Source organism: Pseudomonas sp. P5_152, assembly GCF_033989915.1.
Classification (GTDB): Bacteria; Pseudomonadota; Gammaproteobacteria; order Pseudomonadales; family Pseudomonadaceae; genus Aquipseudomonas.
Map to the genome: position 1 here is coordinate 1,007,092 of NZ_JASFAH010000002.1, position 23,730 is coordinate 1,030,821.

Annotated in this window: 21 protein-coding genes, 1 tRNA gene and 2 pseudogenes; 17 read left to right on the forward strand and 7 right to left on the reverse strand. The window is 54.4% G+C overall.

Features of this window, described 5'->3' with window-relative positions:
* Positions 1 to 11: 11 nt before the first annotated feature.
* The 3 genes and pseudogenes from QMK50_RS04390 to QMK50_RS04400 form a co-directional block, all read left to right on the forward strand.
* Positions 12 to 1,175: pseudogene (locus QMK50_RS04390) on the forward strand (IS30 family transposase); the annotation flags it as partial.
* Positions 1,176 to 1,182: 7 nt separating this feature from the next.
* Positions 1,183 to 1,442: pseudogene (locus QMK50_RS04395) on the forward strand (integrase core domain-containing protein); the annotation flags it as partial.
* 180 nt (positions 1,443 to 1,622) lie between these two features.
* Positions 1,623 to 1,826: a hypothetical protein gene (locus QMK50_RS04400; protein ID WP_095165257.1), complete on the forward strand. Its 204-nt coding sequence runs from the start codon at positions 1,623 to 1,625 to the stop codon at positions 1,824 to 1,826.
* A 4-nt stretch (positions 1,827 to 1,830) separates the two neighbouring features.
* On the opposite strand, the gene QMK50_RS04405 is transcribed toward QMK50_RS04400, so the two are convergent.
* Complete coding sequence (locus tag QMK50_RS04405) at positions 1,831 to 2,064, reverse strand: hypothetical protein (RefSeq protein ID WP_095165258.1); 234 nt, start codon at positions 2,062 to 2,064, stop codon at positions 1,831 to 1,833.
* 252 nt (positions 2,065 to 2,316) lie between these two features.
* Here QMK50_RS04405 and QMK50_RS04410 point away from each other — a divergent pair.
* Positions 2,317 to 2,392, forward strand: a tRNA-Asn gene (locus QMK50_RS04410).
* Positions 2,393 to 2,470: 78 nt separating this feature from the next.
* Here the strand turns inward: QMK50_RS04410 and QMK50_RS04415 are convergent.
* The 4 genes from QMK50_RS04415 to QMK50_RS04430 all read right to left on the reverse strand — a co-directional run bounded on the left by QMK50_RS04415 (position 2,471) and on the right by QMK50_RS04430 (position 7,527).
* Complete coding sequence (locus tag QMK50_RS04415) at positions 2,471 to 3,475, reverse strand: alpha-xenorhabdolysin family binary toxin subunit B (protein ID WP_320332615.1); 1,005 nt, start codon at positions 3,473 to 3,475, stop codon at positions 2,471 to 2,473.
* Between the two features lie 32 nt (positions 3,476 to 3,507).
* Positions 3,508 to 4,725 carry an alpha-xenorhabdolysin family binary toxin subunit A gene (locus tag QMK50_RS04420; protein WP_320332616.1) on the reverse strand — a complete coding sequence of 406 codons (1,218 nt, stop codon included), beginning with the start codon at positions 4,723 to 4,725 and terminating at the stop codon, positions 3,508 to 3,510.
* Positions 4,726 to 4,963: 238 nt separating this feature from the next.
* Entirely contained in the window at positions 4,964 to 6,487 is a 1,524-nt protein-coding gene (locus tag QMK50_RS04425; RefSeq protein ID WP_159996966.1) for a nucleobase:cation symporter-2 family protein, read from the reverse strand.
* 209 nt (positions 6,488 to 6,696) lie between these two features.
* Entirely contained in the window at positions 6,697 to 7,527 is an 831-nt protein-coding gene (locus QMK50_RS04430; protein WP_095165260.1) for an arylamine N-acetyltransferase family protein, read from the reverse strand.
* A gap of 143 nt (positions 7,528 to 7,670) precedes the next feature.
* On the opposite strand from QMK50_RS04430, the gene QMK50_RS04435 reads away from it, so the two are divergent.
* Positions 7,671 to 8,156, forward strand: coding sequence for an HIT family protein (locus QMK50_RS04435; RefSeq protein WP_320332617.1), 486 nt, complete (start codon positions 7,671 to 7,673; stop codon positions 8,154 to 8,156).
* Here the strand turns inward: QMK50_RS04435 and QMK50_RS04440 are convergent.
* The gene (locus QMK50_RS04440) at positions 8,143 to 9,711 is read right to left on the reverse strand and encodes a diguanylate cyclase (RefSeq protein WP_320332618.1); all 1,569 of its coding nucleotides are present in this window, start codon (positions 9,709 to 9,711) and stop codon (positions 8,143 to 8,145) included. The two genes, QMK50_RS04435 and QMK50_RS04440, sit on opposite strands and share 14 nt — an antisense overlap.
* A 365-nt stretch (positions 9,712 to 10,076) precedes the next feature.
* On the opposite strand from QMK50_RS04440, the gene QMK50_RS04445 reads away from it, so the two are divergent.
* Positions 10,077 to 10,238 (forward strand): hypothetical protein, encoded by a 162-nt coding sequence (locus QMK50_RS04445; protein ID WP_320332619.1) that lies wholly within the window; start codon positions 10,077 to 10,079, stop codon positions 10,236 to 10,238.
* Positions 10,239 to 10,347: 109 nt separating this feature from the next.
* Here the strand turns inward: QMK50_RS04445 and QMK50_RS04450 are convergent, their stop codons facing one another.
* The gene (locus QMK50_RS04450) at positions 10,348 to 11,013 is read right to left on the reverse strand and encodes a ribonuclease T2 family protein (protein WP_159996971.1); all 666 of its coding nucleotides are present in this window, start codon (positions 11,011 to 11,013) and stop codon (positions 10,348 to 10,350) included.
* A gap of 174 nt (positions 11,014 to 11,187) precedes the next feature.
* On the opposite strand from QMK50_RS04450, the gene QMK50_RS04455 reads away from it, so the two are divergent.
* The 11 genes from QMK50_RS04455 to kdsA all read left to right on the forward strand — a co-directional run bounded on the left by QMK50_RS04455 (position 11,188) and on the right by kdsA (position 23,701).
* Positions 11,188 to 11,676: a hypothetical protein gene (locus QMK50_RS04455; RefSeq protein WP_095165266.1), complete on the forward strand. Its 489-nt coding sequence runs from the start codon at positions 11,188 to 11,190 to the stop codon at positions 11,674 to 11,676.
* A 181-nt stretch (positions 11,677 to 11,857) separates the two neighbouring features.
* The gene (locus QMK50_RS04460; protein WP_095165267.1) at positions 11,858 to 12,328 is read left to right on the forward strand and encodes an arsenate reductase ArsC; all 471 of its coding nucleotides are present in this window, start codon (positions 11,858 to 11,860) and stop codon (positions 12,326 to 12,328) included.
* 661 nt (positions 12,329 to 12,989) lie between these two features.
* Positions 12,990 to 13,715: an acyltransferase gene (locus tag QMK50_RS04470; RefSeq protein ID WP_320332620.1), complete on the forward strand. Its 726-nt coding sequence runs from the start codon at positions 12,990 to 12,992 to the stop codon at positions 13,713 to 13,715.
* Positions 13,716 to 14,425: 710 nt separating this feature from the next.
* The gene (locus QMK50_RS04475; protein ID WP_320332621.1) at positions 14,426 to 15,268 is read left to right on the forward strand and encodes an ABC transporter permease; all 843 of its coding nucleotides are present in this window, start codon (positions 14,426 to 14,428) and stop codon (positions 15,266 to 15,268) included.
* Positions 15,269 to 15,280: 12 nt separating this feature from the next.
* Positions 15,281 to 15,934 (forward strand): ABC transporter ATP-binding protein, encoded by a 654-nt coding sequence (locus tag QMK50_RS04480; protein ID WP_320332622.1) that lies wholly within the window; start codon positions 15,281 to 15,283, stop codon positions 15,932 to 15,934.
* A gap of 56 nt (positions 15,935 to 15,990) precedes the next feature.
* Complete coding sequence (locus QMK50_RS04485) at positions 15,991 to 17,097, forward strand: ABC transporter permease (RefSeq protein WP_320332623.1); 1,107 nt, start codon at positions 15,991 to 15,993, stop codon at positions 17,095 to 17,097.
* Positions 17,090 to 18,181: a polysaccharide biosynthesis/export family protein gene (locus QMK50_RS04490; protein ID WP_320332624.1), complete on the forward strand. Its 1,092-nt coding sequence runs from the start codon at positions 17,090 to 17,092 to the stop codon at positions 18,179 to 18,181. The genes QMK50_RS04485 and QMK50_RS04490 overlap by 8 nt, the downstream gene beginning before the upstream one ends.
* Before the next feature lie 33 nt (positions 18,182 to 18,214).
* The gene (locus QMK50_RS04495; RefSeq protein WP_320332625.1) at positions 18,215 to 19,645 is read left to right on the forward strand and encodes a mannose-1-phosphate guanylyltransferase/mannose-6-phosphate isomerase; all 1,431 of its coding nucleotides are present in this window, start codon (positions 18,215 to 18,217) and stop codon (positions 19,643 to 19,645) included.
* A 99-nt stretch (positions 19,646 to 19,744) separates the two neighbouring features.
* Positions 19,745 to 21,196, forward strand: coding sequence for a hypothetical protein (locus QMK50_RS04500; protein WP_320332626.1), 1,452 nt, complete (start codon positions 19,745 to 19,747; stop codon positions 21,194 to 21,196).
* Between the two features lie 15 nt (positions 21,197 to 21,211).
* A complete protein-coding gene (locus QMK50_RS04505; RefSeq protein ID WP_320332627.1) occupies positions 21,212 to 22,780 on the forward strand; it encodes a glycosyltransferase family 4 protein in 1,569 nt (522 codons plus the stop codon).
* A 78-nt stretch (positions 22,781 to 22,858) separates the two neighbouring features.
* Positions 22,859 to 23,701, forward strand: coding sequence for a 3-deoxy-8-phosphooctulonate synthase (gene kdsA / locus QMK50_RS04510; protein ID WP_320332628.1), 843 nt, complete (start codon positions 22,859 to 22,861; stop codon positions 23,699 to 23,701).
* Positions 23,702 to 23,730: the final 29 nt, after the last annotated feature.

Here is a 23,730-nt window from a genome sequence, read left to right on the forward strand (position 1 = left end):
AGCTCAAGTAAGTATCAGAATATTACTTATCGTTCGCAGAGCCAGAAAATATTGGGCTGCTTCGAGTGCGAAGTGTTGGCGTGCGCGAGACTGCCTGTCGCCCTGAACCAAGCCCATCGACAGTTTCGCGGGAGCCCACACGTATTGTTGCTACTCGTTGCGGTCGGCTTGAGTATTGAGCTTCAGTCACGCAACGGAAGGTAGAACTGGTTCCCAAGAGGCTGAAGCTAGCGAAAATGGTGACTAATCCGCGACTGCATCGCTACGTGCAAGCCCCACTGAAGGGCAAGGTTTACGATGCTTATGGCTTGGAGATTACCGGACCTAGCCCCCCCCTTCAAAAGCCGAAATAAACCAAATCTCAGTAACCGTAAATGTGTCAGTGGCCGGTCGCCCGAACAGATTACCAACCGGTTACAGATCGATTTCCCGAACGATGAATCCATGCGCATCTCTCACGAAGCCATATATCAAACAGCCTATATTCAGGGCCGAGGGAGTTTCAAGCGCGAACCAATTAGCTGTCTGCGCACGGGGAGAGCATTGTGCGTGCCTAGAGCCAGGGTGCAGGCCAAAGCGTGGGCACACGTCGCGAGGATGTCATCAATTCCAGCCGCCCTGCTGTGTTAAGAGGCCGTGTTGCTCCAAGGCATTTGGAGGGCAACCTGATCATCGGCCTAAACCGCTCTGCTGTTGGAACGCCGACCGAGCGCTTAACTCAATTTACCGTGCTCGTCCATCTATCTCGCAAATAAGGTTACGGGCTAATTCCTCGAACTAAGAACGGCCCCGAACTTAACGGTTATGAGACAGTTAGCATGGCAAACGCATTGACGAAGACGGGGACTGTTCTTCCCGTCGAACTGTGGAGTTTTTTAACCTGGGATCGCGGGAAGGAGTGATGGGATCACACTTGGTTGACTATCGAATCCGGGTGAAGGTCTTCTTCAGCACCCGCTCATAATCTATGGCAACGCGGCAAGAACGAGAACACTAACGGTCTTCTACGCCAGTATTTCCCGAAATGTACCGACTTGAGTCGTTGGAGCGCTCAAGAGATCCAAGCCCTAGCCCACACGAGGCCCCGAAAAACACTCTGTTGGACAACATCCGCCGAAACACTGAATGAGTATCTAAAATATGTTCAACAACCCAGTGCTACGACGAACGGTTGAAGCCGTCCAATACTACTCCGAGTTCTATCAGGGGTTGCGCACCAAGCACGGTGTCAGATGCTCAATGACCAATGGGCACGACTGCAATCAATTTGCTTTCTCTGAGCGTGTGAACGGAATTCTGAAAACTGAGTTTCTCTTACATAGACCGAATGATGCGGCAGAAGCCTTGCGAATGATCGGCGAGTCGGTGCCAATCTATAACAACAAGCGCTCTCATCTGCCGCCGAAATACTAAACACCCATGCGGTGCATCGGGCGTTTTGAGGCTGAAATGGGTGTAACCCTACTTCAGGGCTGGACACGAGCAGATAATGTCCAATGCCAACGACCCACACTCTAGACTCTAGAGAGCTTCACTGCGGCAGCAACCCGAGCGGCGCTCCGCCTGCTCGCAAAGTTCTCTGCCACAGCCCCAGCAAAACCCCGATTTTTTTGAGAGCCGAGATGAAAAACGACAATTTACGCGCCGACCGCGATGACGACCTCGATCACTTCACCCCTCGCCCCACCACCAAGCGTGGCAACAGCCTGGTGCTGCAAGTGGCAAGCGGCGTGTTTCTCGGCGGCCTGGCCCTGTGGCTGGTGCAACTGGCCGCCACTTCGCTGTATGCCAAGTTCATGCTCGGCACCGTCACCTTCGGCGGCTGACGCTTCAGCCGGCCAGTTGGCTCGAACGCTGGCTGGCAGCATCGTCATAAGCCACATACAAAGCCTCGGCCACCTGGCTCTTGATCGCCTTGGCGCTTTCCAGCCCCAGCACAAACCCTTCGGCCTTGCCCCCGGCACGGTTGAGCTCCTCAGCGGTGCCCGCCTGGGTGATCGCTTCGAACAGTTTTTCGGCCGGCGCACCCACGCCTTTGGGCAGGCTGATCTGGGCAATGCTCATGCAAGCACCCCGTACGCCAGGATTGCGGAGAACTGCGGTTGTTGAGTCATGACGCCTACCTTGTGGACGAATGGCCGGCAGCGCGTGAAACCACGCCCGGGAACGCATGGTAGTCCTCTACCGCACTTCTGGTAACCGCCAATGGCTGTCGACTGCCCGCCCCGCAACAAATCGATACCACTCACCGGAAAAGCCGCCACAGATACAATTTTTTGTTGACTTGTTCTTTTTAATCAGTAACATACGGCGAATTCCGCGATAGCTCAGTTGGTAGAGCAAGTGACTGTTAATCACTGGGTCCCTGGTTCGAGTCCAGGTCGTGGAGCCAGACAGCAAGATCAAAAAGCCCCTGAATCGAAAGATCAGGGGCTTTTTTGTGGCCGAGAGAAAAACCCAGCGGGCAGGTTTACCGAGTGCGCCATGCCGAAGCGATAGGTTCGAGGGTTTTGTGCAAGTCGACACCTTGCGCCGTAATCGCACGCAAACTCTCAAGGCCGGTGTGCGGCGGCAGATCAAACGCGGTGACAAAACCACCGATCTGTCCAGCCAGCAACTGGGCCTCCCGCACGTAATCGAGCCGTACCGCATCAAGCCGACCGACCCGACTCAAAGCTAGTGTCTGCTTGATTGAATCGGCCAACAACTTGGTCAACTGGTCTTTTTGATCCTGGTAATGCTGGTGCTTGACCCTCAGGTCATTCCTGAGCTTCACCATGTCGGTGTAGCGGATGTATTGCGACGCATGCTCGACCAACTTCCTGAACAGACGCACGCCACGCTTTACCATTTCAACTTGCGGGGCGCTTAAATCAAGCCCATCCAACTCTTCATCAGTCGCAACCCAGGGCAACAGGTAATCGAACAGGTTCTTGTCATCGATCACCTTGATCCAGTCGTCAATTTCCTTGCGCTGCTCACCCAGCTCGACAAGTCGCTTGTCCAGATCCTGCAGAGCCAATCGAATGCCATTTTCCAGGTTGACCGAAGTCGAGCTGTCCGCCTCGTCAGTGGGCAAAACCTCAATGTCGTGGACTTGATTGATCGCCGCAGTCATTCCAAGCCAAAAACCGCGGACACGCTGCATGTCGGCATTGACACTGCTTATATAGTCCTCCCGCAACTCTTCCTTGGCCCGCTGCCGCGCCTGCGCATCCAGTTCGTGAGCGCTCTCCAGCCGATCGAGTTCAGCGTTCAAGCTTAAAAAACTAGCATTTCTCAACAACGGCATCATGGCGACCGTCGATTGCAAAATACTTGAATGCGCGTCATTGAGTGCTGCATTCAGGCGTCCAAGCCTGGCCTGCAGATATTCGGCAAACCCCAGGGAAACCTCCGCAACAGCCCTGTTGATTGAGTATTTGCTTTGCTTCATCAGCGCGTAATCTGGCTGGCGCTGCGCTTGAGTGGACATCCTGTCTATCCCGTTCATACACCTTCCCTCGGTTAACCTGCGGACTGCCGCTTATTGAAGTCTTCAATGGCTTTGTTTAGAGAGTGCAACAGCGACTCCGCCAGTTCTTTGATGTTCTCCCACGGCTCAATGCCGCGGCTGAAACTTTGCTTGAAACGTATCAAGCTCACGCCCTCCTTGATCAGCGAAAGCTCGCTCGCAGACTTTTCTATTTCTGCCAATACAGAATCCCACACCATTACCAAGGCTTCTGCGGCGGCGGACGCCGCCCGCATGAAACCGTAAATATTGTCCAATGAGTTACTGTGAGACAGTATTAAACCCGGCAACTTTTCCTGGCCATCAATCATCGCGATAAGACTGCGCCGCTTTTTCTCGAACGTTCGCAACTTTTGCATCGCCTCGACACCGCCCCGCCCCATCAGCGCTTCCTCCGGCCCGACCAGGATAAATTCCAGCAGAACAGCAATAGGATTCAAACTCTTCAGCACATTGGGGATCGCAAACGTTCTGATTTCTTTTTCTGCTTGAGCGATATCACGTTCGATATCCTCGAGAGATTCGCGAAACCGGATCAGGTCCACCGCAAAGTCGATGGTATTAAGCTTGTTTATTTTAAGCTTGACCGAGGGCACTAACTGCTCGCTCAGCTCCCGTTGAAAAAGCTCAATGGACTCTTTCAATTCGACCGTAGGCGCGCGACTCAGATTGACACTCTCCTTGAGGTCTTGAAACATCCCCCCCAGCTCTTCGTACACCGCCCGATCAAGCTGATCAAACGGGATAAAGGGCGTTTCATCCACTGCGATGGGACCGTAGTTCTTGACCCGCTCACTGATCGGCATTGCGTCGATTTGCTGCACAAGGTCTGCGGAAAATTTGCCCTGTGTTTTTGCAAACGAGCCTAAATTACCTCCAACCAGAAGCAAACTGCTTTCAATTGGCAGCCACTTTCCAGCATGGACCTTGATCTTTGTATGCAGTTCCTGAATCTCCATCCAATGAAAATCCGGATGCTCAATAACCCCACCGAGTGCGACTTCGATCCCCTGACGATCCGTCGGAAGATACTTACCCTTCTCCACATAAAGTTTTATTTGCAAAAGCTGGTCCGACGTCACGATCAACCGTCGCCCGCCAGCGCCGCCAGCGCCGCCAGCGCCGCCACCCATCTTTAGCGCTTGATCACCCGCACAGGAGCGATCAGCCCCATTAAAACCGCCCACATCTTCCATGATTTTCACTTCCATTCGTTAAGCAATCCAGTCATTCAAAAACACACATCAAAAACTTTGTGACTATTAAAATTCGAATGACGACAGTAACCCAACCTGAAAAATAACTAAGTCGCAACATTCAGCTTCTATCGTAGGAAGTACCCAACACTTAACGTCCGTCGCATGGACCCACAACACCGCAACTCACTACAACAAAAAAGGCCGACCTGTCTAAACAACAGGTCGGCCTCTTTTTCACCAGTGACTGTGATCAGACGTGCTCGCTACTCTTCAGTTGCGCAGGTCGATGTTCCGGCGTGCCGTGACCGTGGTCCTCGACTATCACCGGCACTTCATTACCGTCGCAGTCATGCAACTTGCCATCACTGAAGTAGTCGCCTTCACGCAGCGCAGCCAGGTCCTGGAAGCGCAAGGTGCGCTCGGTGCCCGCAGCGAATACCGATTGCTGGTCCGAGTTGCCGGTGGTGAAGTGGTTGAACGCCAGGTTCAACAGGATCGCCATGATCGCCGACGAACTGATGCCGGAATGGAAGATGGTGGCGAACCAGCTTGGGAAGTGATCGTAGAAGCTCGGCGCGGCGATCGGGATCATGCCGAAGCCGATCGAGGTGGCGACGATGATCAGGTTGACGTTGTTGCGGTAATCGACCTTGGACAGGGTACGAATGCCGCTGGCGGCCACAGTGCCGAACAGCACGATACCGGCTCCACCAAGTACCGAGGTCGGTACTGCGGCAATCACCCGGCCCATGAACGGCAGCAGCCCGAGGATCACCAGGAACAGCCCGCCGGTGGCCACCACGTAACGGCTCTTGATCCCGGTCACCGCCACCAGCCCGACGTTCTGGGCGAAGGCGCTCTGGGTGAAGGAGCCGAAAATCGGCGCGATCATGCTCGACAGCATGTCAGCCCGCAGGCCGTTGCCCAGACGCTTGGAGTCGACCTTGGTGTCGATGATCTCACCGACCGCGAGGATGTCCGCGGAGGTCTCGACCAGGGTCACCATGACCACAATGCACATCGATAGGATCGCGGCGAAGTGGAAAGTCGGCATACCGAAGTGGAACGGTGTCGGGAAGCCGAACATCGGCCCTTCGCTGACGCTGGAGAAGTCAGCCATGCCGAGGAATACCGCGATCAGGGTACCGATGACCATGGCCAGCAGGATCGACAGGCGGGAGATGGTGGCGCTGCCGATCTTGCTCAGCAGCAATACCAGCATCAGGGTCACGGCCGCCAGGCCGATGTTGGCCATGCTGCCGAAGTCTTCGGCATGACTGTTGCCACCCATGGCCCAGCGCGCAGCCACCGGCATTAGCGTCAGGCCGATGGTGGTGATCACGATACCGGTCACCAGCGGCGGGAAGAACTTGGTGATCCGCGAGAACACCGGAGTGATCAATAAGCCGATCAACGAGGCGGCAATCACCGCCCCCAAAATCGACTGGAAGCCGCCCTCCCCACCACTGCTGACAATCGCCACCATGGTCGCGACGCCGGAGAACGACACACCCTGCACCAGCGGCAACTGACAACCGAAAAACGGCAGACCCAAGGTTTGCAGCAGCGTTGCCAACCCCCCTGCAAACAACGATGCCGCGATCAACAGACCAATGTCTGCCGGAGAAAGCCCGGCCGCCTGGCCGATGATCAGTGGTACCGCAACGATACCGCCATACATGGTCAGAACGTGTTGCAGGCCGTAAGCCATATTCGCGCCGACCCCGAGGTTTTCATCCTCGGGCCGTTGGTGTGAAACAGAGGGCGTTTTCATCGTGGGGGGTTCCCTGGGTTTTTGTTATGCGCACACTGTATTCAACACCCAAGACAAATGTCCATAGAGTTGTATACAACTTATCAGTCACATAATGGACAAGCATCCACCCAAGCCCGCTTCGAACCGTCTAGCCTGCACTTTCCGGGCTTTACCGTCGGTCGAAAAAAAGCTGATCAACTGATCATCTTTTTTTGCGAAGTCGCTACTTATTGCTCAATGGCGATCAATCCTGCCAGGGTCGCCCGCAGTGCCGGATGCTCGGGCACCTGGAGTGAGAACTCACTGCGCAGCAACTCGATCAGTTCCTGCACATCATTGATCTCGCGCCGCTCGCTGGGGCTGCCCAGGCGATGCACGGCATAGCTGCCGTTGTTCAGGGTGCGGCGCACGCCCTCCCCGGTCCGCGCCACCATCAGCCGCTGCAAGAACGGTGATTGCGGGTGAGTCGAGACGTACCAGTTGCCGATCTCATAATCGATATCGCCCTGACGCTGCAGGTCGAAGACATACATTGCCCGCCACTCGCCAGCGACCTTGGCGTGCAGGGTGTAGCTTTCGTCTTCGCGGAGGATGCGATACGGCTCATGGGGCGTGGCCTGCTCCTGTTCGGTATCGAGCAGCAGCGGCGCCGTCGGCACCATGCCGCCAAAGCCGACATCGGTGATGTAGCGCAGGCCATTGAGGGTCACCAGAGTCAGGCGATGGGTACGGGCCGCCCAGGCGTCCTGTGGCGCGTTCATCACCACGCGCCCGGTGATACCGCGCACCTGGTACCCCAGGCGCTCCAGCAGGGTCATGTATAGATTGTTGAGCTCGTAGCAGTAACCGCCACGGCCCTCATGCAGCACTTTGCGCTGGATCGATGGCAGGTCGAGGGGTACCGGCAATCCGGCCAGGGGCGAGAGATTTTCGAAAACAAAGGTGCTGGTGTGCCTTAGCTGCAGTTCACCCAAGGCTTCCAGGGTGGGCTTGGGTGGCGTGGCAAAACCAAGACGCTGAAGGTACAGGTCGATGTGTTCGAGCGCAGTCGCGGTCATGAGCGATTCCTTGGACATGAAGGCGCACCGGACCTGGAGCGGTCGAGTGCCGTGCCGATGGGCAAACGTTATACGATAGCCGCCACAGGCAACGACAATTGATTACCCTCATCGGCCCGGTGAAGAAAAGGTGACGCCCGACCATGCACATCGACCCACAGCTGATCGTCCATCAAACCGCCCACTGGATCGTCAATCACCGGATCAACTCGCACCTGCCGGGCTATCTGATGCTCGGGGCCAGGGCCAACGTCAATGCGCTCCACGAGCTGCCCGCCGAGGCGCTGGCTGAACTCGGGGTGTTAATGGCGCACACCCAACAGGTGATGCAGAGCCAGTTGCAGCCAAAACGCCTGTATATCGGCCGCTACGGCCATACCCCCGACCAGCCCATCCACTTTCACTTCATCCCGGTGTTCGACTGGGTGGAAAAGCTGTTCTGGCAGGACTCGCGCTATCGGCTCCTGCAGGGTTTTGGCGCGCCCACCCCGCAAACCCTTACCGATGGCGCAGAGCTGACGCTGTTTGTCTGGCGCGAGTTCTGTGAACGCCCGGATCCGCCGCCGGCTCCCGGGCTGTCCACCGAGCAGACCATCGCACGGCTACGCAAGGCGTTCAGCGCCGACTAGGGGCATCGCTCGGACGCCCCTCCATGGAGGCCACCTGCGTGCGATTCCTGCCGAAGTTCTTGGCCTGGTACAACGCCGCATCCGCGCACTCGATGAGCCTCTCGATGCTGTCGCCCTCCCTGGGCACAATCGCATGGCAGCCAAGACTGACGGTCAACTGCCCCGAAGGCGCGCCGCTGTGGAGAATGTTGGCGCCCTGGACGCTGTGCCGAATCTGCTCGGCAATGGCGACGGCACCCTGGATATCGGTATCCGGCAACAGCACCGCAAACTCTTCCCCGCCGTAGCGCACCACCAGGTCGGACGGGCGTTGGCAGCACCCCTTGATCACGCCAGCCACCTGCGCCAGGCATTGGTCGCCGGCGACGTGGCCGTAGTTGTCGTTGAAGCGCTTGAAGTAATCAACATCGAGCATGATCAGGCTTAGCGGACGTTGCTGGCGCAGCCCCCGGGCAAACTCGATCTGCAGCGCCCGCTCGAACAACCGTCGATTCGCCAGGCCGGTCAGGCTGTCATGGGTGGCGATCACTTCCAGACGCTCCTGGGCCGCACGCAGGTCTGCCTCGATGCGCTCACCGTTGCGCACCTGCAGCACGAACACCCAACCGAACAGACTCACGCCGAGCACCACCAGGGCCACGATGACACTGGACTGCACCGCATTGGCATACCAACCGCGCAGCACCACCGCCTCAGGAGTAGCCGCCGCTACCACTAGCGGATACGCGTCCAGCTGCTGGTAGCCGTACAGCCGCAGCTCGCCGTCCACCTTCGAGCGAATCATCGCAGTGCCCGAGGGTGCATTCGGCAAGTAGTCCTTGAAGATCGCCCCCTGGGCCAGCGACTCACCAATGCGCAACTCCGCACCTGGCCGCCGGGCCAATAAAGTGCCATCCGCCAGGGCCAGAAACATCAAGGCGTGGTCGTCGAGGCTGAAACTTTTGAAAAACCGGTCGAAATACTCCATGCGGATGCCCGCCATCAGCACGCCCTGGAATTGACCATTGTGGTCATTCACCCGTCGCGACAACGGGATGATCCACTCACCATTCTGCCGACTGCGGATCGCCGGACCGATATGCGCCTGCAACGAAGCGTTCTGTTGATGGAACCGGAAATACTCACGATCGGCGATGCCCTGCCGGGTCGGCAACTCACCAAAGGAGGTCACCACCCACTGCCCTTGGCGATCGAACAGAAACAGTCCATGCAACTGTTCCAGGGCCTGCACCCGACGGGCAAAGGTGCGCTGCAGGCGCGGGCTCGACGCCACGCCAAAACCGTCGGCCTGAATCCAGTCGACCAGGCTGGTCACCACCAGATCGGCGGCCAGAAAGGTATCCTCGGCCTGTTGCGCCATCGCCCGCGTGAGGTTCACTGACGCAATTTGCGCCTGGGACAAGTCGTGATGCCGGGATTGTTCGAGCTGCAGGTACAGCAGGCCACACAGGCTCAGGCACACCGCCGCAATAAAGATCACCGCCGCCTTGCGCAGGGGTAAACGCTTCAATGGGCCGCCGAGCGTATCGCGGGAATCGTGAATGGGGGTTGGCAAATGCATCATCCTTGAAGGGTAAAACGCGAGCAGACGCCCGGATCCCTTGATCGACAAAGCTTAGCCTACGGCGGTGACGAGGGGCAAACCACGGCAGCGCGATAACACCTATACCGGCAGCCCCCATGTGTTCTGCTAGGCTGGGACCTTCATTCTTATCGGCTATCCATGGAGGAACGCATGAACCATCAGGACCATCCGTCCGCCATCGACACCGTGGTCTTCGACCTGGGCAATGTGCTGATTCGCTGGAACCCGAGAAACCTCTACCGCAAGCTGTTTGGCGCTGACGAGCACGGCATGGAGACCTTTCTGTCCGAGGTCTGCAGTACCGACTGGAACGAACGCCAGGACGCCGGACGCTCATGGCAGGAAGCCATCGACGAAGCCATCGCCCACCACCCGACACACGAGACGCTGATACCCCCAACATCGAAGGCGCCCGCCGCGAAGGCTTCAATGCACTGCAGTTCAGCAACGCCGGGCAACTGCGCAAAGACCTGGCCGCCCTGGGCTTGCCCCTATAAAAGCGCTCGTGTCGAGCAGTTGTGCACCTGTAACGACTGCGGACCACTTGTAGCAGCTGTCGAGCGTAGCGAGGCTGCGTTCGGCTGCTACAAAAACGCATCCAGCCCCTCAACGCATCGGCGGCACTCGGATATCACCCGAGCGACACTGGTTTTTCACTCCCTTGCCGCACGCCTGGAACGACAGGTCCTTGGCCATGCACACCCGCACCTCCGACAACTCCGGGCCGCGACAGATCACCGCAATACCGTCAGCCGGTATCCCAGGGTTGCTGCGGCGAAACATCTGCGTGATGTCCTGGGCAGAGAAATACACCTCTTTGCTCAAAGGCTGCAGCGGCTCGGGAATCTTCACCGCGCCGAGCGCCTTGTCCGCAGCCGCCAGGTAGCCCATGGCACCCAGCCCGCTGCAGGTACCGTGCTTGGCCCACTCATGCTTGAGCAAGGCCGGCGTGACAAACAGCGTCAGCCCCCGCGCCCGCTCGGCCGCCGACAACCGCGCATTCGGCACGCAGGACTGCGGCCAGCCGCCCTTGGCGTATTGCGGCCACAGACCGTGCAACACAAACCCGTAGCCCTTGCCCGAACACTGGGCATTTTCCGGGCGCGTCAGACAAAAGGTCGGCGACCAGGACAATGCCAGCAGGTAATAGTCGAACACCCCCGACGCCGACTCGTTCTGTTGTTTGTTGCGCGAGGATTGCGGTGTATTGCTCAGGATCACACTGCCAATCGCCAGCACAGCAAACAGGACCCATACAGACAGTTTTTTCATTCACGCACCTGAAAACCAAACATCCAATGGGCCTATTGTGACGGCTGGCCGCGCATCAGCAGAAGACATTCTTGTCTAACCCGCACCAGGGTGGTGCCGGCGACTGGCAATCACTCGGTCAAGTGCAGTACCTTGAAAGCGCAGACCACTCTGAACGCACGATAGGGAATCGGAATGAGCAAGGCAGACGAACTCGCCACGAAACTGAAGCAAAAACAAAAAACCCGTGTGGACGCCGAGGCCCGCGCCGACCTGGCCATTGAACACTGGCCAAGCCAGGTCTATGACATGTACCACCAACTGGAAACCTGGCTCGAGCCGCTGACCCACGCCGGCCTCAACATCCGCCGGGTACCGACCCGCGTGTTCGAGAGCCTGCCATCCGGCGAGACCTTCAACTACGCCATCGACAAGCTGCAGATCGAAGGCAACCACAACACCATAACCCTGGACCCTATTGCCCGTTTCGTCATCGGTGGCACAGGCCAGGTCGACATTCGCGGCAAAGGCCAGGCGCTGTACATCCGCCGCACCGAGAACGACATGGCCGAGCCCGTATGGCAAATCCAGCCCGTGGCCCGCACCGGACAACCACGCCCCACTCCGGTGGCACTGGATGAGCTGAACTTTCTCGCGGTGATCGAGCAAGGGCTGGAGCTCTAACGACTCCCGAGCGATGCACTAGAACGGGCGGCCCACAACGGTCGCCCTTTTCGTTTAAGCCGCCGGCGCCGCATCGATAAAAATCACTCCCGCGCTTTACCTAATATTCGATAATTCGTATATTCGATAATCCATATGTATGACCAGTCACGACTCTGGCCTACGCACCACGGAGAAATCGATGAAAGTCCTGTTCATGTGCACAGCCAACAGCTGTCGCAGCATCCTGTCCGAAGCGCTGTTCAACCACCTCGCCCCCACAGGTTTCACGGCAGTGAGCGCCGGCAGCTTCCCCAAGGGCCAGGTTCTGCCCCGCAGCCTGAGCACCTTGCAGGCGGCCGGTATCGCCACCGCAGGACTGCACAGCAAAGGCAACGAGGCCTTCGCCGACAGCCCGCCGGACATTGTCATCACCGTCTGTGACAAAGCCGCCGGGGAAACCTGCCCCGTGTACTTCGGCCCCGCACTCAAGGCCCATTGGGGCCTCGAAGACCCCTCCGAGATCAGCGGCAGCGAAGCCCAGATCAATGGCGCATTCAACGCCACGTTGGCCATCATCGAAACCCGTTGCCGCGCATTCTTCCAACTGCCCTTCGCCCAACTCGACGCCGCCGCCCTACAAACCGAACTCGAACGCATCGCCCGTCTTTGACCCGGAGCCTGGATGCCCCTGGCCTTCGACGCCATCCGCCGGACCCAAGCCCCGCCCCAGTGATGTAAGTCTCAAGCGGCTAGCAGCCCTTCAACACCGTCAACCAACTGCGGGGACTGAGCCACTGGATGCGCATGTTCACCATCCCCAGCCAGTGCTCCGTGCCAAAAGCCTTCTTCGAGTTCGACGAGCACAACCGCACGGACTCCTCGGCGCGCCATAACCGAGCGGTAGATGTGATGGAAGAGTTGGCGAGACTCACGCTGCTGAATGATCGGCCGGATCTAGCGGATCGGCATTCGGAGCGTAAAGAACACACAAACAGATACCCAGCGGACCGAACAATACCCCCCTCCAGACAACAAAGGGTCAGGGGTAATCTCCCCCCCCCTCTACTCGCTCTGCTCTATCGGCCCTCGGAAAGCCCAAGTCTTAACACCAAATATGGCTCGGTAGGCGAAAGCACTGAGCCAGATGGCAGCCCGTTGAGTACCAATCCTACCTAAGCAAATCTGCGCAGCATCTGACATCGAGCATGACGCTGAACTAGCTAAGCGCCCTTGGTGGTGAGAGAATATTCACGAAGAACGGCAGTCGCCACGCAAGCGATCATGCGACTGTCATAACTTGATGATTGTGTTTTCAATAGAGCTCCCCGGACATGCCAGTAAGTATCAACGACAAAGGGCTACAAAACACCATCAACACTCCTAAGGAAAGTAAAGGCAGTGTATCAATACTAATTGAGGGAGATCACAACATCGTTAATATCTCAAACTTAAGGAATATTAACAAACTCGACATCACAATTACGGGTAACCATGGAGTTTTTGACATCGACCCACGTCGAATTGGAGACTTGAGAGTACTGATAAAGAATGGCGGGAAAGTTCGTATCGGCAAGGATACCAGCATTGAGGGAGCTTATATACTAGCGGATAATGGAAGAGAGGTTACAGTCGGAAGAGATTGTATGCTTTCATATAATGTCCAGATCCGAACAACCGACGCTCACGGAATCTATAGTGTCGAAACCGGCGAGAGACTCAACCCCGCTGGAAACGTATCAATCAACGACCACGTTTGGGTTGGACAATCAGCACTGATAAGCAAGGGAACGAAAATAGGCAGAAATTCAATCGTTGGCGCATCTTCGTTTCTACAGAACAACGAATATCCACCGTCCTGCATCGTCGCCGGCACTCCAGGAAAGCTCATACGCACAGGAGTAGTATGGGACAGAAGGCAAGCTGAGAAAGTTTATTTTAACGACGACAGCATGGACCCCCAGTTCCAACATTGGTGGAGTGCTGCCCAAGAGGACTACCGCCAATCCGACACCCCCCCACCCGAAAAAACCGAGCGAGCCAGCCTCACAACAAAATAACTGCGCAGGCTGCTTCCGGATGCCATCCGGTTGCCGCCAGACACACGCAAACACAAAAAGTATTTTTTGTAATCCCAAGCAAATCGCCTGAAGACCATATTACCCACACATAAAATATATCGACAGACTACTAGCAAGCGACCCACTGCTTAACCATAAAAACCAACGTTAGACCAACAACGCTAATAGAGCGTAAAAATCAATAAAACAGCATGCCGCCTCTAAAACCATCACACTCAGACTACTCAATAGCCGAAACCTGAAAACAACCCACCAAACCCAACTCGCACTCAAGCAATTAATTGATCCAGCTAAAATCAAGCTCACCCAAAAAGCCAGATAGCACCAACACGACTTAGAGAATTTCCTGAGGGGAATCATATGGACGATTTTTTAACACACTGTATACACCCCCCACAGCCCGACCATGAATATCAAAGCCATCATCAGATGATGGCGTAATGATGTCGCTCGCAGCCATTTAGAAACTGCACTTCACTCTGTCATTTTTGAGAGGCTATACATATCACCCTCTGCTGTACAATTCCCGACTTAACACCTCTCTGCTCGAAAATAGCCCCCTCCGATCAGCATTAAGAATGCTTCTCCCTTGACGCTAATACCACACAGCGATTAATCTCACGCCCTAACGAGCACGGAAGCCACCCGCCCCCTCCCAAACAACGGGAGGTGCACAGGCTCTTTCCGAAATGAATTCACCGGCACGCCAAGGCGTGCTGCTTTGCTGTTCGGTAAATAACTTGAAGCCTCGCACCTCCTTCCAGATTCAAAAATCGGTGATCTTTGCCTTGATTTTACGTGAGGCGCGCGCCCGCTTTGGTGACCGCCGCATGGGGGCCGTGTGGACCTTGATTGAGCCGATCTGCCATCTACTCGTCTTCACTTTGCTGTTCTCTTTGATTCGCGGCCGTACATTTTCGGGAGTTGAGTATCCAGTATTCGTGCTGGTGGGGATGGCACCTTTTTTGCTGTATCGGAATACTTCCCTCAGATTGATGGATAGCCTAAGAGAAAATCGCTCTCTATTTGCATATAAGCAGATTAAACCGCTAGACACATACATCGCCAGAGTGCTGGTTGAAACCTGCATAAGCGCTACGGTATATGCGATCTTGGTACTCGCCTTTGCCTGGTACGGCTTTGATATGTCGGTACACAGTCCTTTACAATGGGTAACCACTCTTGCTCTTGGCCTGCTGTTTGCTTTTGGCCTAGGAATGCTGCTGGCATTGATTACACACGCCCTCCCCAGCTTGAAGGTCGTGATTCGAATGGCCTTTTTCCCACTTTACTTCATATCTGGAGTTCTGGTTCCTGCCTCCTACCTTCCCCAGGGCATGATGCCTTTATTACTTCTGAACCCGTTCCTGCATATCGTCGAACTAATCCGGGCAGAAGTACTACCTCATTACACACCGGTAGATGGCATATCAGAACAGTATGTGATCACATTCACAGTAATTTTGTTGTTTATTGCACTAGGTAGTTATCGCGCTCGTCGGTTGCACCTTATTTCCACGAAAAACGGATGAGTACTGACCAACGTGTTCGAACTTAAGAACGTAACTAAATCCTACCTGACTCCGAAAGGGCGTCGGTACATCTTCCGCAATCTATCGCTATCAATTCCTCCAGACAAGAACATTGGCCTCATTGGTCGCAACGGCGCAGGGAAGTCAACCCTAATGCGCTTGCTAGGAGGTGCCGACATACCAGACTCTGGCTCCATCATCACCGATCGAAGCATTTCATGGCCCGTTGGATTGGCTGGAGGCTTTCAGGGCAGCATGACTGGCCGCGACAACGTTAAATTCGTCTGCCGAGTCTACGGAGCCGAAGGTGAAGCAATGCGCGAAAAGGTTCGTTATGTTCAGGAGTTCGCCGAAATCGGAGACTGGATCGATGAACCCATCAAGACCTACTCCTCCGGCATGCGGTCACGCTTGGCGTTTGGCTTGAGCATGTCCTTTGATTTCGATTACTACTTGATCGACGAGGTGATGTCAGTTGGTGACGCCCAATTTAAACGAAAGTGCGCTCAAGTATTCCGGGAAAAACTTCAAAAATCTAAAGTCGTGCTGGTCACCCACTCGATGACGGAAGTCAAAAAGCTCTGCGATATCGTCCTATTGGTACGTGATGGCGAGCTACAGATCTACGAAGACGTCACCGAAGGCATCAAGGCCTATAACACCTAAACATGTCTTTTCTTATATCTATCGCAGCACGGCTCCACTTCAAGGATGCATCACATATGAGCAACACGGGCAAACTCAAGGGCTGGCGCATGGCAATCGGCTTGGTCATTCTGCCACTCGCCTTGGCAGCTATCTACTACGGAGTGTTCGCCACTGACCGCTATGTCAGCTCCGCCCAAGTGGTAGTCCGCCAGGACGGCGCCAATCCAGGTGCAGCCGTGCCAGGACTTGCAACCCTGCTGACCGGGACCAATCCTGCCTCTCGAGAGGAAACGCTCTATCTTCGTGAGTACATCGTGTCCATCGATATGATGCAGCTACTAGAAGATCGCCTGCACTGGGTCGAGCAGTATGCAGCCCAACGCAGTGACATATTCTTCTTGCTGGATAGAAATTCGAAACGAGAAGAACTACTCAAGTACTACCAGCGTATGGTTTCAGCCCACTACGATGAAACCACCGGTCTGCTGCGGGTCGAAGTGCAAGCCTTCAACCCTGAACTGTCGGAACAGATGCTGCGCACCATCCTTGAGGCCAGCGAACACTTCGTCAACGAAGTCAGTCACAGCATCGCCCGTGAGCAGATGAACTTCGCCAAAGGTGAACTGGCGACTGCGCGCGTTAACTATGCGGAGCGCAAAACCGAGTTGATCGATTTCCAGAACGTCAACAAAGTACTGGATGGCGGCAACACTGCACAAAATCGTGCAACCATCATAGCCGACCTGGAAGGCCAGTACACCAAAGAGCAAGCCGTACTCACCGAGATGCAATACAAGCTTCGTCCTGACTCTCCCCAGGTGAAACAACAAAAGCAAAAGGTCAACGCCATTACCCAGCAACTGACCAAGGAAAAACGCCTGCTGGTCTCCTCGCCCAACGGCTCGCAGTTGAACGTTGTCGCGTCGCGCTTCCAGCAACTGACCCTGGACGCCGGTATAGCCGAAGAAAGCTACAAGACTGCGGTAGCCGCACTCGACAACGCCCGGATCGAGGCGAGCAAAAAGATCCGCACCCTGGTAACAGTAGTCAGCCCGAACACACCACAACTCGCCCTGTACCCGGAGCGCTTATATAACCTGGCAACCATCTTGCTTGCTCTCCTCATGCTTTACGGCATCACCCGCTTCATCCTGGCTTCGATCGAGGATCATCGTGATTAAATCCCTGGCTGTCCCACCAAAGTTCAAACTGAAACTGGCAGCATTGACCCTGGCTACACTGGGCCTGGCCGGATGCGGCGGCACATTGTCGGGCGCTGGCCCGTACAAGGGCGATATTGAAACCAAGAACGAGTCGTACAACCTGGTCGAGATCAACGCTAACACCATCGGGCCATATATGCGTGGCGCGGTGCGTCCAGCGCAAGCCTCCATTGCCAAGCCGGTCGCACCCTCCGCACGCCTGATGGCGGGAGACATCCTGAACGTACTGATCACCGATAACGCTCCGGAAGGCTCGGCACTGTTTGCCCCGCTCTCCAGCGGCGGAACTCAACTGAAGACCCGCATAGACGACCAGGGCATGATCTCGCTGCCTTACGTGGGTCGTCAGTTCGTTGCCGGCATGACCCTCAATCAGGTTGAGGATATGATCCGCAAGCAACTCAAGGGTGTAACCACCGACGTGCAGACCCATGTCGAACTGGTGGGCGACCTCTCCGGCTCGGTACTGGTAGCCGGTGCCGTCAAATCCCCAGGTCGGTTCAGCACCTTGCAGGGCCCCTTGACCTTGCTGGACGCAGTTAACCAGGCCGGTGGCCCGGTCATGGAACCACACCTGGCAAACGTCACCGTGCGCACCGGCAGCCAAGTCCAGCAGTTCAACTACGAAGATGTACTGGCCGGCAACAATATGGTGCTGCGACCAAATTCGGAAGTTGTTCTGGACCGTGCCCGCCAACGCTTCGTTGCCATGGGCGCGGTCGGCGAACCCGGACTCAAGGACCTGCCAGCGCAAAACACCAGCTTGCTGGATGCACTGGGTAGCGTCGGCGGCCTGAGAGAAGCGAATGCCAACCCGGAAGGTGTGTTTGTATTTCGCATGGGTGAGGGAACCAATCCTAAACCCACGGTCCTACGTCTGGACATGCGTGATCCTGCGGCCGTTTTCTACGCCCGCCAGATCATGATGAAACCCGACGACACCATTTACGTGACCAACGCAGCGATCTACGAATGGCAAAAAGTTATCTCGCCAGTCGTGCAGACCATGCTGTTGGGCCGCGCCACAGGCGCATACAAGTAATTCTTTCAATTTGATCAGCGATAGGGAAATTACATGATCCCAGTAATTCTTTCTGGCGGCTCCGGCTCTCGGCTTTGGCCACTTTCTCGTGCTATGCACCCGAAGCAATTTCTGACTCTGCACGGCGACCAGTCGTTGTTCCAATCGACTTTGTCTCGCCTAGCAGGCATTCAAGATGGTCCACTGACACCCATTGTGGTTAGCAATGAAGATCATCGCTTCCTGGTTGCCGAACAGTGCCGCGCGCTAAATATCAATCCACAAGCGATTCTGCTTGAACCCATTGGTCGCAACACTGCGCCCGCTATCGCTGCCGCAGTTGTGAAAGCACTGGCAACCGGCAAGGATGAATTGCTGCTGGTACTGCCTGCCGACCACGTCTTCGACGACCTGGTCGCGCTGCGCGAAGCCTTCGAAAAAGGTGCTCCGGCAGCCCGCAATGGCCGAATCGTGACCTTTGGGATCGTGCCAAACAAAGCAGAAACTGGCTACGGCTACATCCGCGTCGCTGATAAGTCTAACCAGATTCAGGCAGTTCAAGCGTTTGTCGAAAAACCTGACCGTGCTACCGCGGAGCAGTACGTGGCCGACGGTCGCTACTACTGGAACAGCGGCATGTTCCTGTTCCAGGCGTCGAGCATGCTAGCCCAATTGCGTGAACACGCCCCTCAGGTACTGGCAGCAGTAGAAGCCGCACTGAGTAACGCCAAAGAAGACATGGATTTCACCCGCCTCGACATGCTGAGCTTCGCGGCCGCTGAAAACATCTCGATCGACTATGCCGTGATGGAGCGCTCCGATCAGGTCTCGGTGGTGCCTCTGGATGCAGGCTGGAACGACGTGGGCTCGTGGTCGGCAGTCTGGGAAATCGCTGACAAAGACGCGCAAGGTAATGCCACTCGTGGCGACGTCATGCTTGAATCCACCAGTAATGCCTATGTTCACGCCGAACATCGTATGGTGTCAGTACTAGGCCTAGATGACGTGATCGTAGTAGAAACCGCAGACGCTGTGATGGTCGCCGCCAAAGACAAGTCACAAGACGTCAAGCTCCTGGTTGATCGCATCAAGCAGAGCGCTCGCACTGAAGCGACCAACCATCGCAAGGTATATCGTCCCTGGGGCGCCTATGACTCCATTGATAATGGACCTCGTTACCAGGTGAAGCGCATCACTGTTTCCCCAGGACAGAAACTCTCGGTCCAGATGCACCATCACCGTGCAGAACATTGGATTGTTGTGACTGGTACAGCAAAAGTGTCGATTGGCGATAAGCAGATACTGCTCACTGAAAACCAGTCGACGTACATTCCAGTTGGGGTAGTACATGCACTTGAGAACCCCGGGAAAATCCCTCTGGAAATGATTGAAGTTCAATCTGGTGGATACCTGGGCGAGGACGACATTGTCCGATTTGAGGACCGCTACGGCCGTAGCGTTGAGTCCAAGCGCGAATCCGCATAATCCTCGAGTAACCGCGCACAAAAAACCTTGTGTGAACTAGTAGCAAGCCTTGCTCCCCGACTTTGAGACGAGGGGAGCACCGCAAATCAAAGTGCAGATATGAACATACTTATTCAATGCGGCGACCACTTAGAGAACCAAAACAGAATAATGACACTGGCCCTTGAACTCAAAGAGGCCGGGCATTCACCAACAATACTTCTATACTCTAATTTAAAGGGACGCTACTTCGAGAATAATGGAATCAGTACCATTTCTCTCGAAGCGCACGCTTCCCAAGACGCTCCAGCAAAAGAAATCACAATCGACTCCTTTCTCGAGGACGGAATTAAATATAATGATGTAATGGTTGCAGAAGCGAGAAGACGCCCCATCGTGGGCTGGCCCGGACAGCGCGTAAAAACCATCCGAGATATCCATAGAATCCACAAGACTCTTTCGCACATCATCTCAACCCAGAACCCAGGAAAAATAATCATCTGGAACGGGTTCACAGGATATGTTGCCAATATCCTGAGGCTTGTCTGTGAGCATCGAAAAATAGAGTGCGCATTCCTTGAGCGCGGACTTCTTAAGGGATCGCTCTTTATTGATCGTCTGGGCGTGAATGGTGCCTCGTCGCTAAATCAGTTGACCCCCACCTCAGTCGACAACTACTTGCTTTCGAGCGAGGAAACAACATTTGTCAAGCAGCTGTTTAATATCGACTCTCAGACTATTGAAAAGACCGAGCCCAAGAAAAATCTCAACATTTTTTTCCCACTGCAGGTTCAACTGGATACCAACATTATCCTGTATTGCAAGTACCGATCAATGCGCGAGACTTTCTTAGATATCTACTCCGCATTGAACACCACTCACAGCACCTTCCTTATTCGTCCACACCCAGAAGAGACCGCTGAAACACTCATTAACATCCCCCGCTTTGACAATGTCAAAGTATCCAGTGAGAAAAGCCTCGATCATTGGCTGGACTGGTCGGACTTGGTCGTCACTATCAACAGCACCGTGGGCCTTGAGGCACTGATTAAAGGGAAGCAAGTCATCTCCTTGGGACAGTCAATCTATTCCTCTGCCGGATTGACAAACGCACTAGACAACAAAAAACTATCCAGCGCTATAAACCACCAAAGGCTGATAAATTACTTAGGCCTACTGATAAAATCAAATTTACTGCTGCCGAATGGCCCCTACAACAAATCAGTGGTAAGTAAACAGCTTTCAATCAATCCAAACCTTGCCCCCCCTGCGAATGAATTGCAAGAGTCAAGACTGGAAACATTGCAAGTCGAGACAGCTGAGGTGCACTTAGCATTCCCGCTCACAGCAACGCTTGACTTGACATATAGAAACAACAAAGCCCCCATCACCAAAAACTGGCTGACTGAAATAGCGAAGAAACATATAAATGCCAAGCGATATGAGTTCTCAACTTCAAGAAAACCCAATAAAGACCGATACTCTATAAAAATAGTCAACGAAAGCAACTCAGAAACATCTGACTACAAGTTCAACAAGACTATCGACATTTACGGCAATGAAGTACGGTAACCAGAGAACACACTCATGAAAAATATCGCTATTTTTATTGACACCATCAACGCTGCTCAGCACACAACAGTTACTGAGTTGCTAACTGAAAACAAAGACAACAACTATATTGGGCTAAATCTAAAAAAAACAATAGCACACCCAAACTTAAAAGAAACCAAGGATATTCAATACTTTTTGGATTTCTGCTGCAGCGCTCAAGACTTGATACTAATTGGCTCAGATGAATTCTCTATCGACGAGAAAATGCTCAACAGCTTTTTTTCTAATAGCCTAGGAAACGTTTGGCACATCCGCAGCGATGGATGCCTCAGAAGATACCGACTAAATCCCAACAGAAAAGCCTCTACTCTGCTCGTATTTCCTGGCTGCATCCTGCCATTGACATTAGGGTCACACCAGCGCGTATTCAATTTACTGGTCAACCTCGGCAAGAATGGCATTCTGGTCGACGTTTTGATCACCACCCCAAAAAACGTTAAACAAAGCGAATACCAAACAGCACTGAAAACGATTTGCAACAACGTTTACATCTATAAAAACAATAAGAAAAAACATAGCACCACCGTAAATACAAAGCGCTACCTTGAGTCCAAGGCGCGCACTTTCCTTGGAAAATCAAAAGAGCTTCCCGAACTATTCTCAGAGCGTTTGAATACTCGTCCAACCGAGTCGTGCAAACGCTGGGTGAACTCGCTCCATCTTGCAAACAAATATGAGTCAGTTATCGTCTCGTATGCGTGGATGATGGGCGCACTTGAATACATCATTCATGACAGCGAAAACTTTAAAGTCATTTGCGACACCCATGATGTTCAGTTCACCAGAAACGACGACATTTTGAATCGAAAGGAACGTATTTTCTTCAATAGCTTAGCTGAAAAGAAATGCGAACTCGACGAACTGAAAAAATGTGACTCGGTGCTTGCGATATCAGTATCAGATGAAGACATTCTAAATAAAGCCCTCAAGAAATCCGCCAACACCAATGTTATTCGTGCTTCTTCTGGGTTTGATTATGCGCTTTCGCAGGTCAAATCCCGCCCCCACGGAAAACCTCTGTTCTTCGGTTTTATCGGCGGCCAAATGTCTGCCAACGTAAAATCCCTAGTCCATATCCTAGACATTTGGTGGCCAGCGATCAAACAGTACTCGCCAGACAGCAAGCTTTTCATAGCGGGTTCTATTTGCAAATCTGCAGAAATCCTGCCGAAGATCTTTCTTGACACCAATATCGTACCGCTAGGCTTCGTAAACAATATCGGTGAATTTTATAACAACATCGATGTTTCCCTTAACCCAGTACTGGTGCAGGGCGGCCTTAACTTTAAAAGCGTTGAAGCTGTATTTGCGGGCAAGCACTTGGTCACGAACAAACTTGGTCAAGAATGCTTGGGCACCGAGTTTCCTTCAACTATTGTTGAAAAGCCTGAAGACATCATTGAATTTATCTCAAAATACGAATTCAACCCAAAAAAATGCTTCGGAATGCGGGTAGCCAACCAAAACAAAGCAAAGCAACTCTTTGCCAATAAAAAAACCTACCTCGAGCTCGTCAATTATCTTGCCGGCCAGCACGCATAGGCTACAGCTAGTATTAATTTTCAGAACAACTCAGTCAATTGCTGACTGCTATAATCATCATTTAATGCGAATACGATCATGATCAAAATCACCCCAACCATCGAATGCTCCAACAACGTCCCCTTCGTCCTGTTCGGCGGCATCAACGTCCTTGAATCCCTGGACCTGGCCCTGACCGCTTGCGCCGAATACGTGCGCGTCACCGAGAAGCTGGGCATCCCTTACGTATTCAAGGCCAGCTTCGACAAGGCCAACCGCTCCTCGATCCACTCCTATCGTGGCCCAGGCATGGAAGAAGGCCTGCGCATTTTCGAAAAGGTCAAGGCTGAATTCGGCGTACCGGTGATCACCGACGTCCACGAGATCTATCAGTGCGCTCCGGTTGCCGAAGTCGCCGATGTGCTACAACTGCCTGCGTTCCTGGCACGCCAGACTGACCTGGTAGTGGCCCTGGCCAAGACCGGCAAGCCGGTGAACATCAAGAAGCCGCAGTTCCTGAGCCCGTCGCAGATGCAGAACATCGTGCACAAGTTCAAGGAAGCCGGTAACGACCAGTTGATCCTGTGCGATCGCGGCACCTGCCTGGGTTATGACAACCTGGTGGTAGACATGCTCGGTTTTGGCGTGATGAAGCGCACCTGCGATGACTTGCCGATCATTTTCGACGTGACCCACGCACTGCAGCAACGCGATCCATCGGGCGCGGCATCCGGCGGTCGTCGTGATCAAGTGGTCGAACTGGCTCGTGCTGGCATGGGCGTTGGCCTGGCCGGTCTGTTCCTGGAAGCTCACCCAAATCCGGACCAGGCCAAGTGCGACGGCCCTAGCGCCCTGCCGCTGGACCAACTTGAGCCGTTCCTGGCACAGATCAAGGCCCTGGATGACCTGATCAAATCGTTCGCCCCGCTGAACATTGCCTGAAACAGCGGTTCTTGACGCAAGGATTGTGA

Excerpts from the sequence above, each read along its gene's own strand:
- QMK50_RS04500 (WP_320332626.1), top strand. The coding sequence starts at position 19,745 with ATGAACATACTTATTCAATGCGGCGACCACTTAGAGAACCAAAACAGA.
- QMK50_RS04470 (WP_320332620.1), top strand. The coding sequence starts at position 12,990 with ATGCCAGTAAGTATCAACGACAAAGGGCTACAAAACACCATCAACACT.
- QMK50_RS04455 (WP_095165266.1), top strand. The coding sequence starts at position 11,188 with ATGAGCAAGGCAGACGAACTCGCCACGAAACTGAAGCAAAAACAAAAA.
- QMK50_RS04430 (WP_095165260.1), bottom strand. The coding sequence starts at position 7,527 with ATGACCGCGACTGCGCTCGAACACATCGACCTGTACCTTCAGCGTCTT.
- QMK50_RS04475 (WP_320332621.1), top strand. The coding sequence starts at position 14,426 with ATGAATTCACCGGCACGCCAAGGCGTGCTGCTTTGCTGTTCGGTAAAT.
- QMK50_RS04450 (WP_159996971.1), bottom strand. The coding sequence starts at position 11,013 with ATGAAAAAACTGTCTGTATGGGTCCTGTTTGCTGTGCTGGCGATTGGC.
- QMK50_RS04400 (WP_095165257.1), top strand. The coding sequence starts at position 1,623 with ATGAAAAACGACAATTTACGCGCCGACCGCGATGACGACCTCGATCAC.
- QMK50_RS04460 (WP_095165267.1), top strand. The coding sequence starts at position 11,858 with ATGAAAGTCCTGTTCATGTGCACAGCCAACAGCTGTCGCAGCATCCTG.
- QMK50_RS04495 (WP_320332625.1), top strand. The coding sequence starts at position 18,215 with ATGATCCCAGTAATTCTTTCTGGCGGCTCCGGCTCTCGGCTTTGGCCA.
- QMK50_RS04415 (WP_320332615.1), bottom strand. The coding sequence starts at position 3,475 with ATGTCCACTCAAGCGCAGCGCCAGCCAGATTACGCGCTGATGAAGCAA.
- QMK50_RS04425 (WP_159996966.1), bottom strand. The coding sequence starts at position 6,487 with ATGAAAACGCCCTCTGTTTCACACCAACGGCCCGAGGATGAAAACCTC.
- QMK50_RS04405 (WP_095165258.1), bottom strand. The coding sequence starts at position 2,064 with ATGAGCATTGCCCAGATCAGCCTGCCCAAAGGCGTGGGTGCGCCGGCC.
- QMK50_RS04445 (WP_320332619.1), top strand. The coding sequence starts at position 10,077 with ATGGCAGGAAGCCATCGACGAAGCCATCGCCCACCACCCGACACACGA.
- QMK50_RS04485 (WP_320332623.1), top strand. The coding sequence starts at position 15,991 with ATGAGCAACACGGGCAAACTCAAGGGCTGGCGCATGGCAATCGGCTTG.
- kdsA (WP_320332628.1), top strand. The coding sequence starts at position 22,859 with ATGATCAAAATCACCCCAACCATCGAATGCTCCAACAACGTCCCCTTC.
- QMK50_RS04435 (WP_320332617.1), top strand. The coding sequence starts at position 7,671 with ATGCACATCGACCCACAGCTGATCGTCCATCAAACCGCCCACTGGATC.
- QMK50_RS04420 (WP_320332616.1), bottom strand. The coding sequence starts at position 4,725 with ATGGAAGTGAAAATCATGGAAGATGTGGGCGGTTTTAATGGGGCTGAT.
- QMK50_RS04505 (WP_320332627.1), top strand. The coding sequence starts at position 21,212 with ATGAAAAATATCGCTATTTTTATTGACACCATCAACGCTGCTCAGCAC.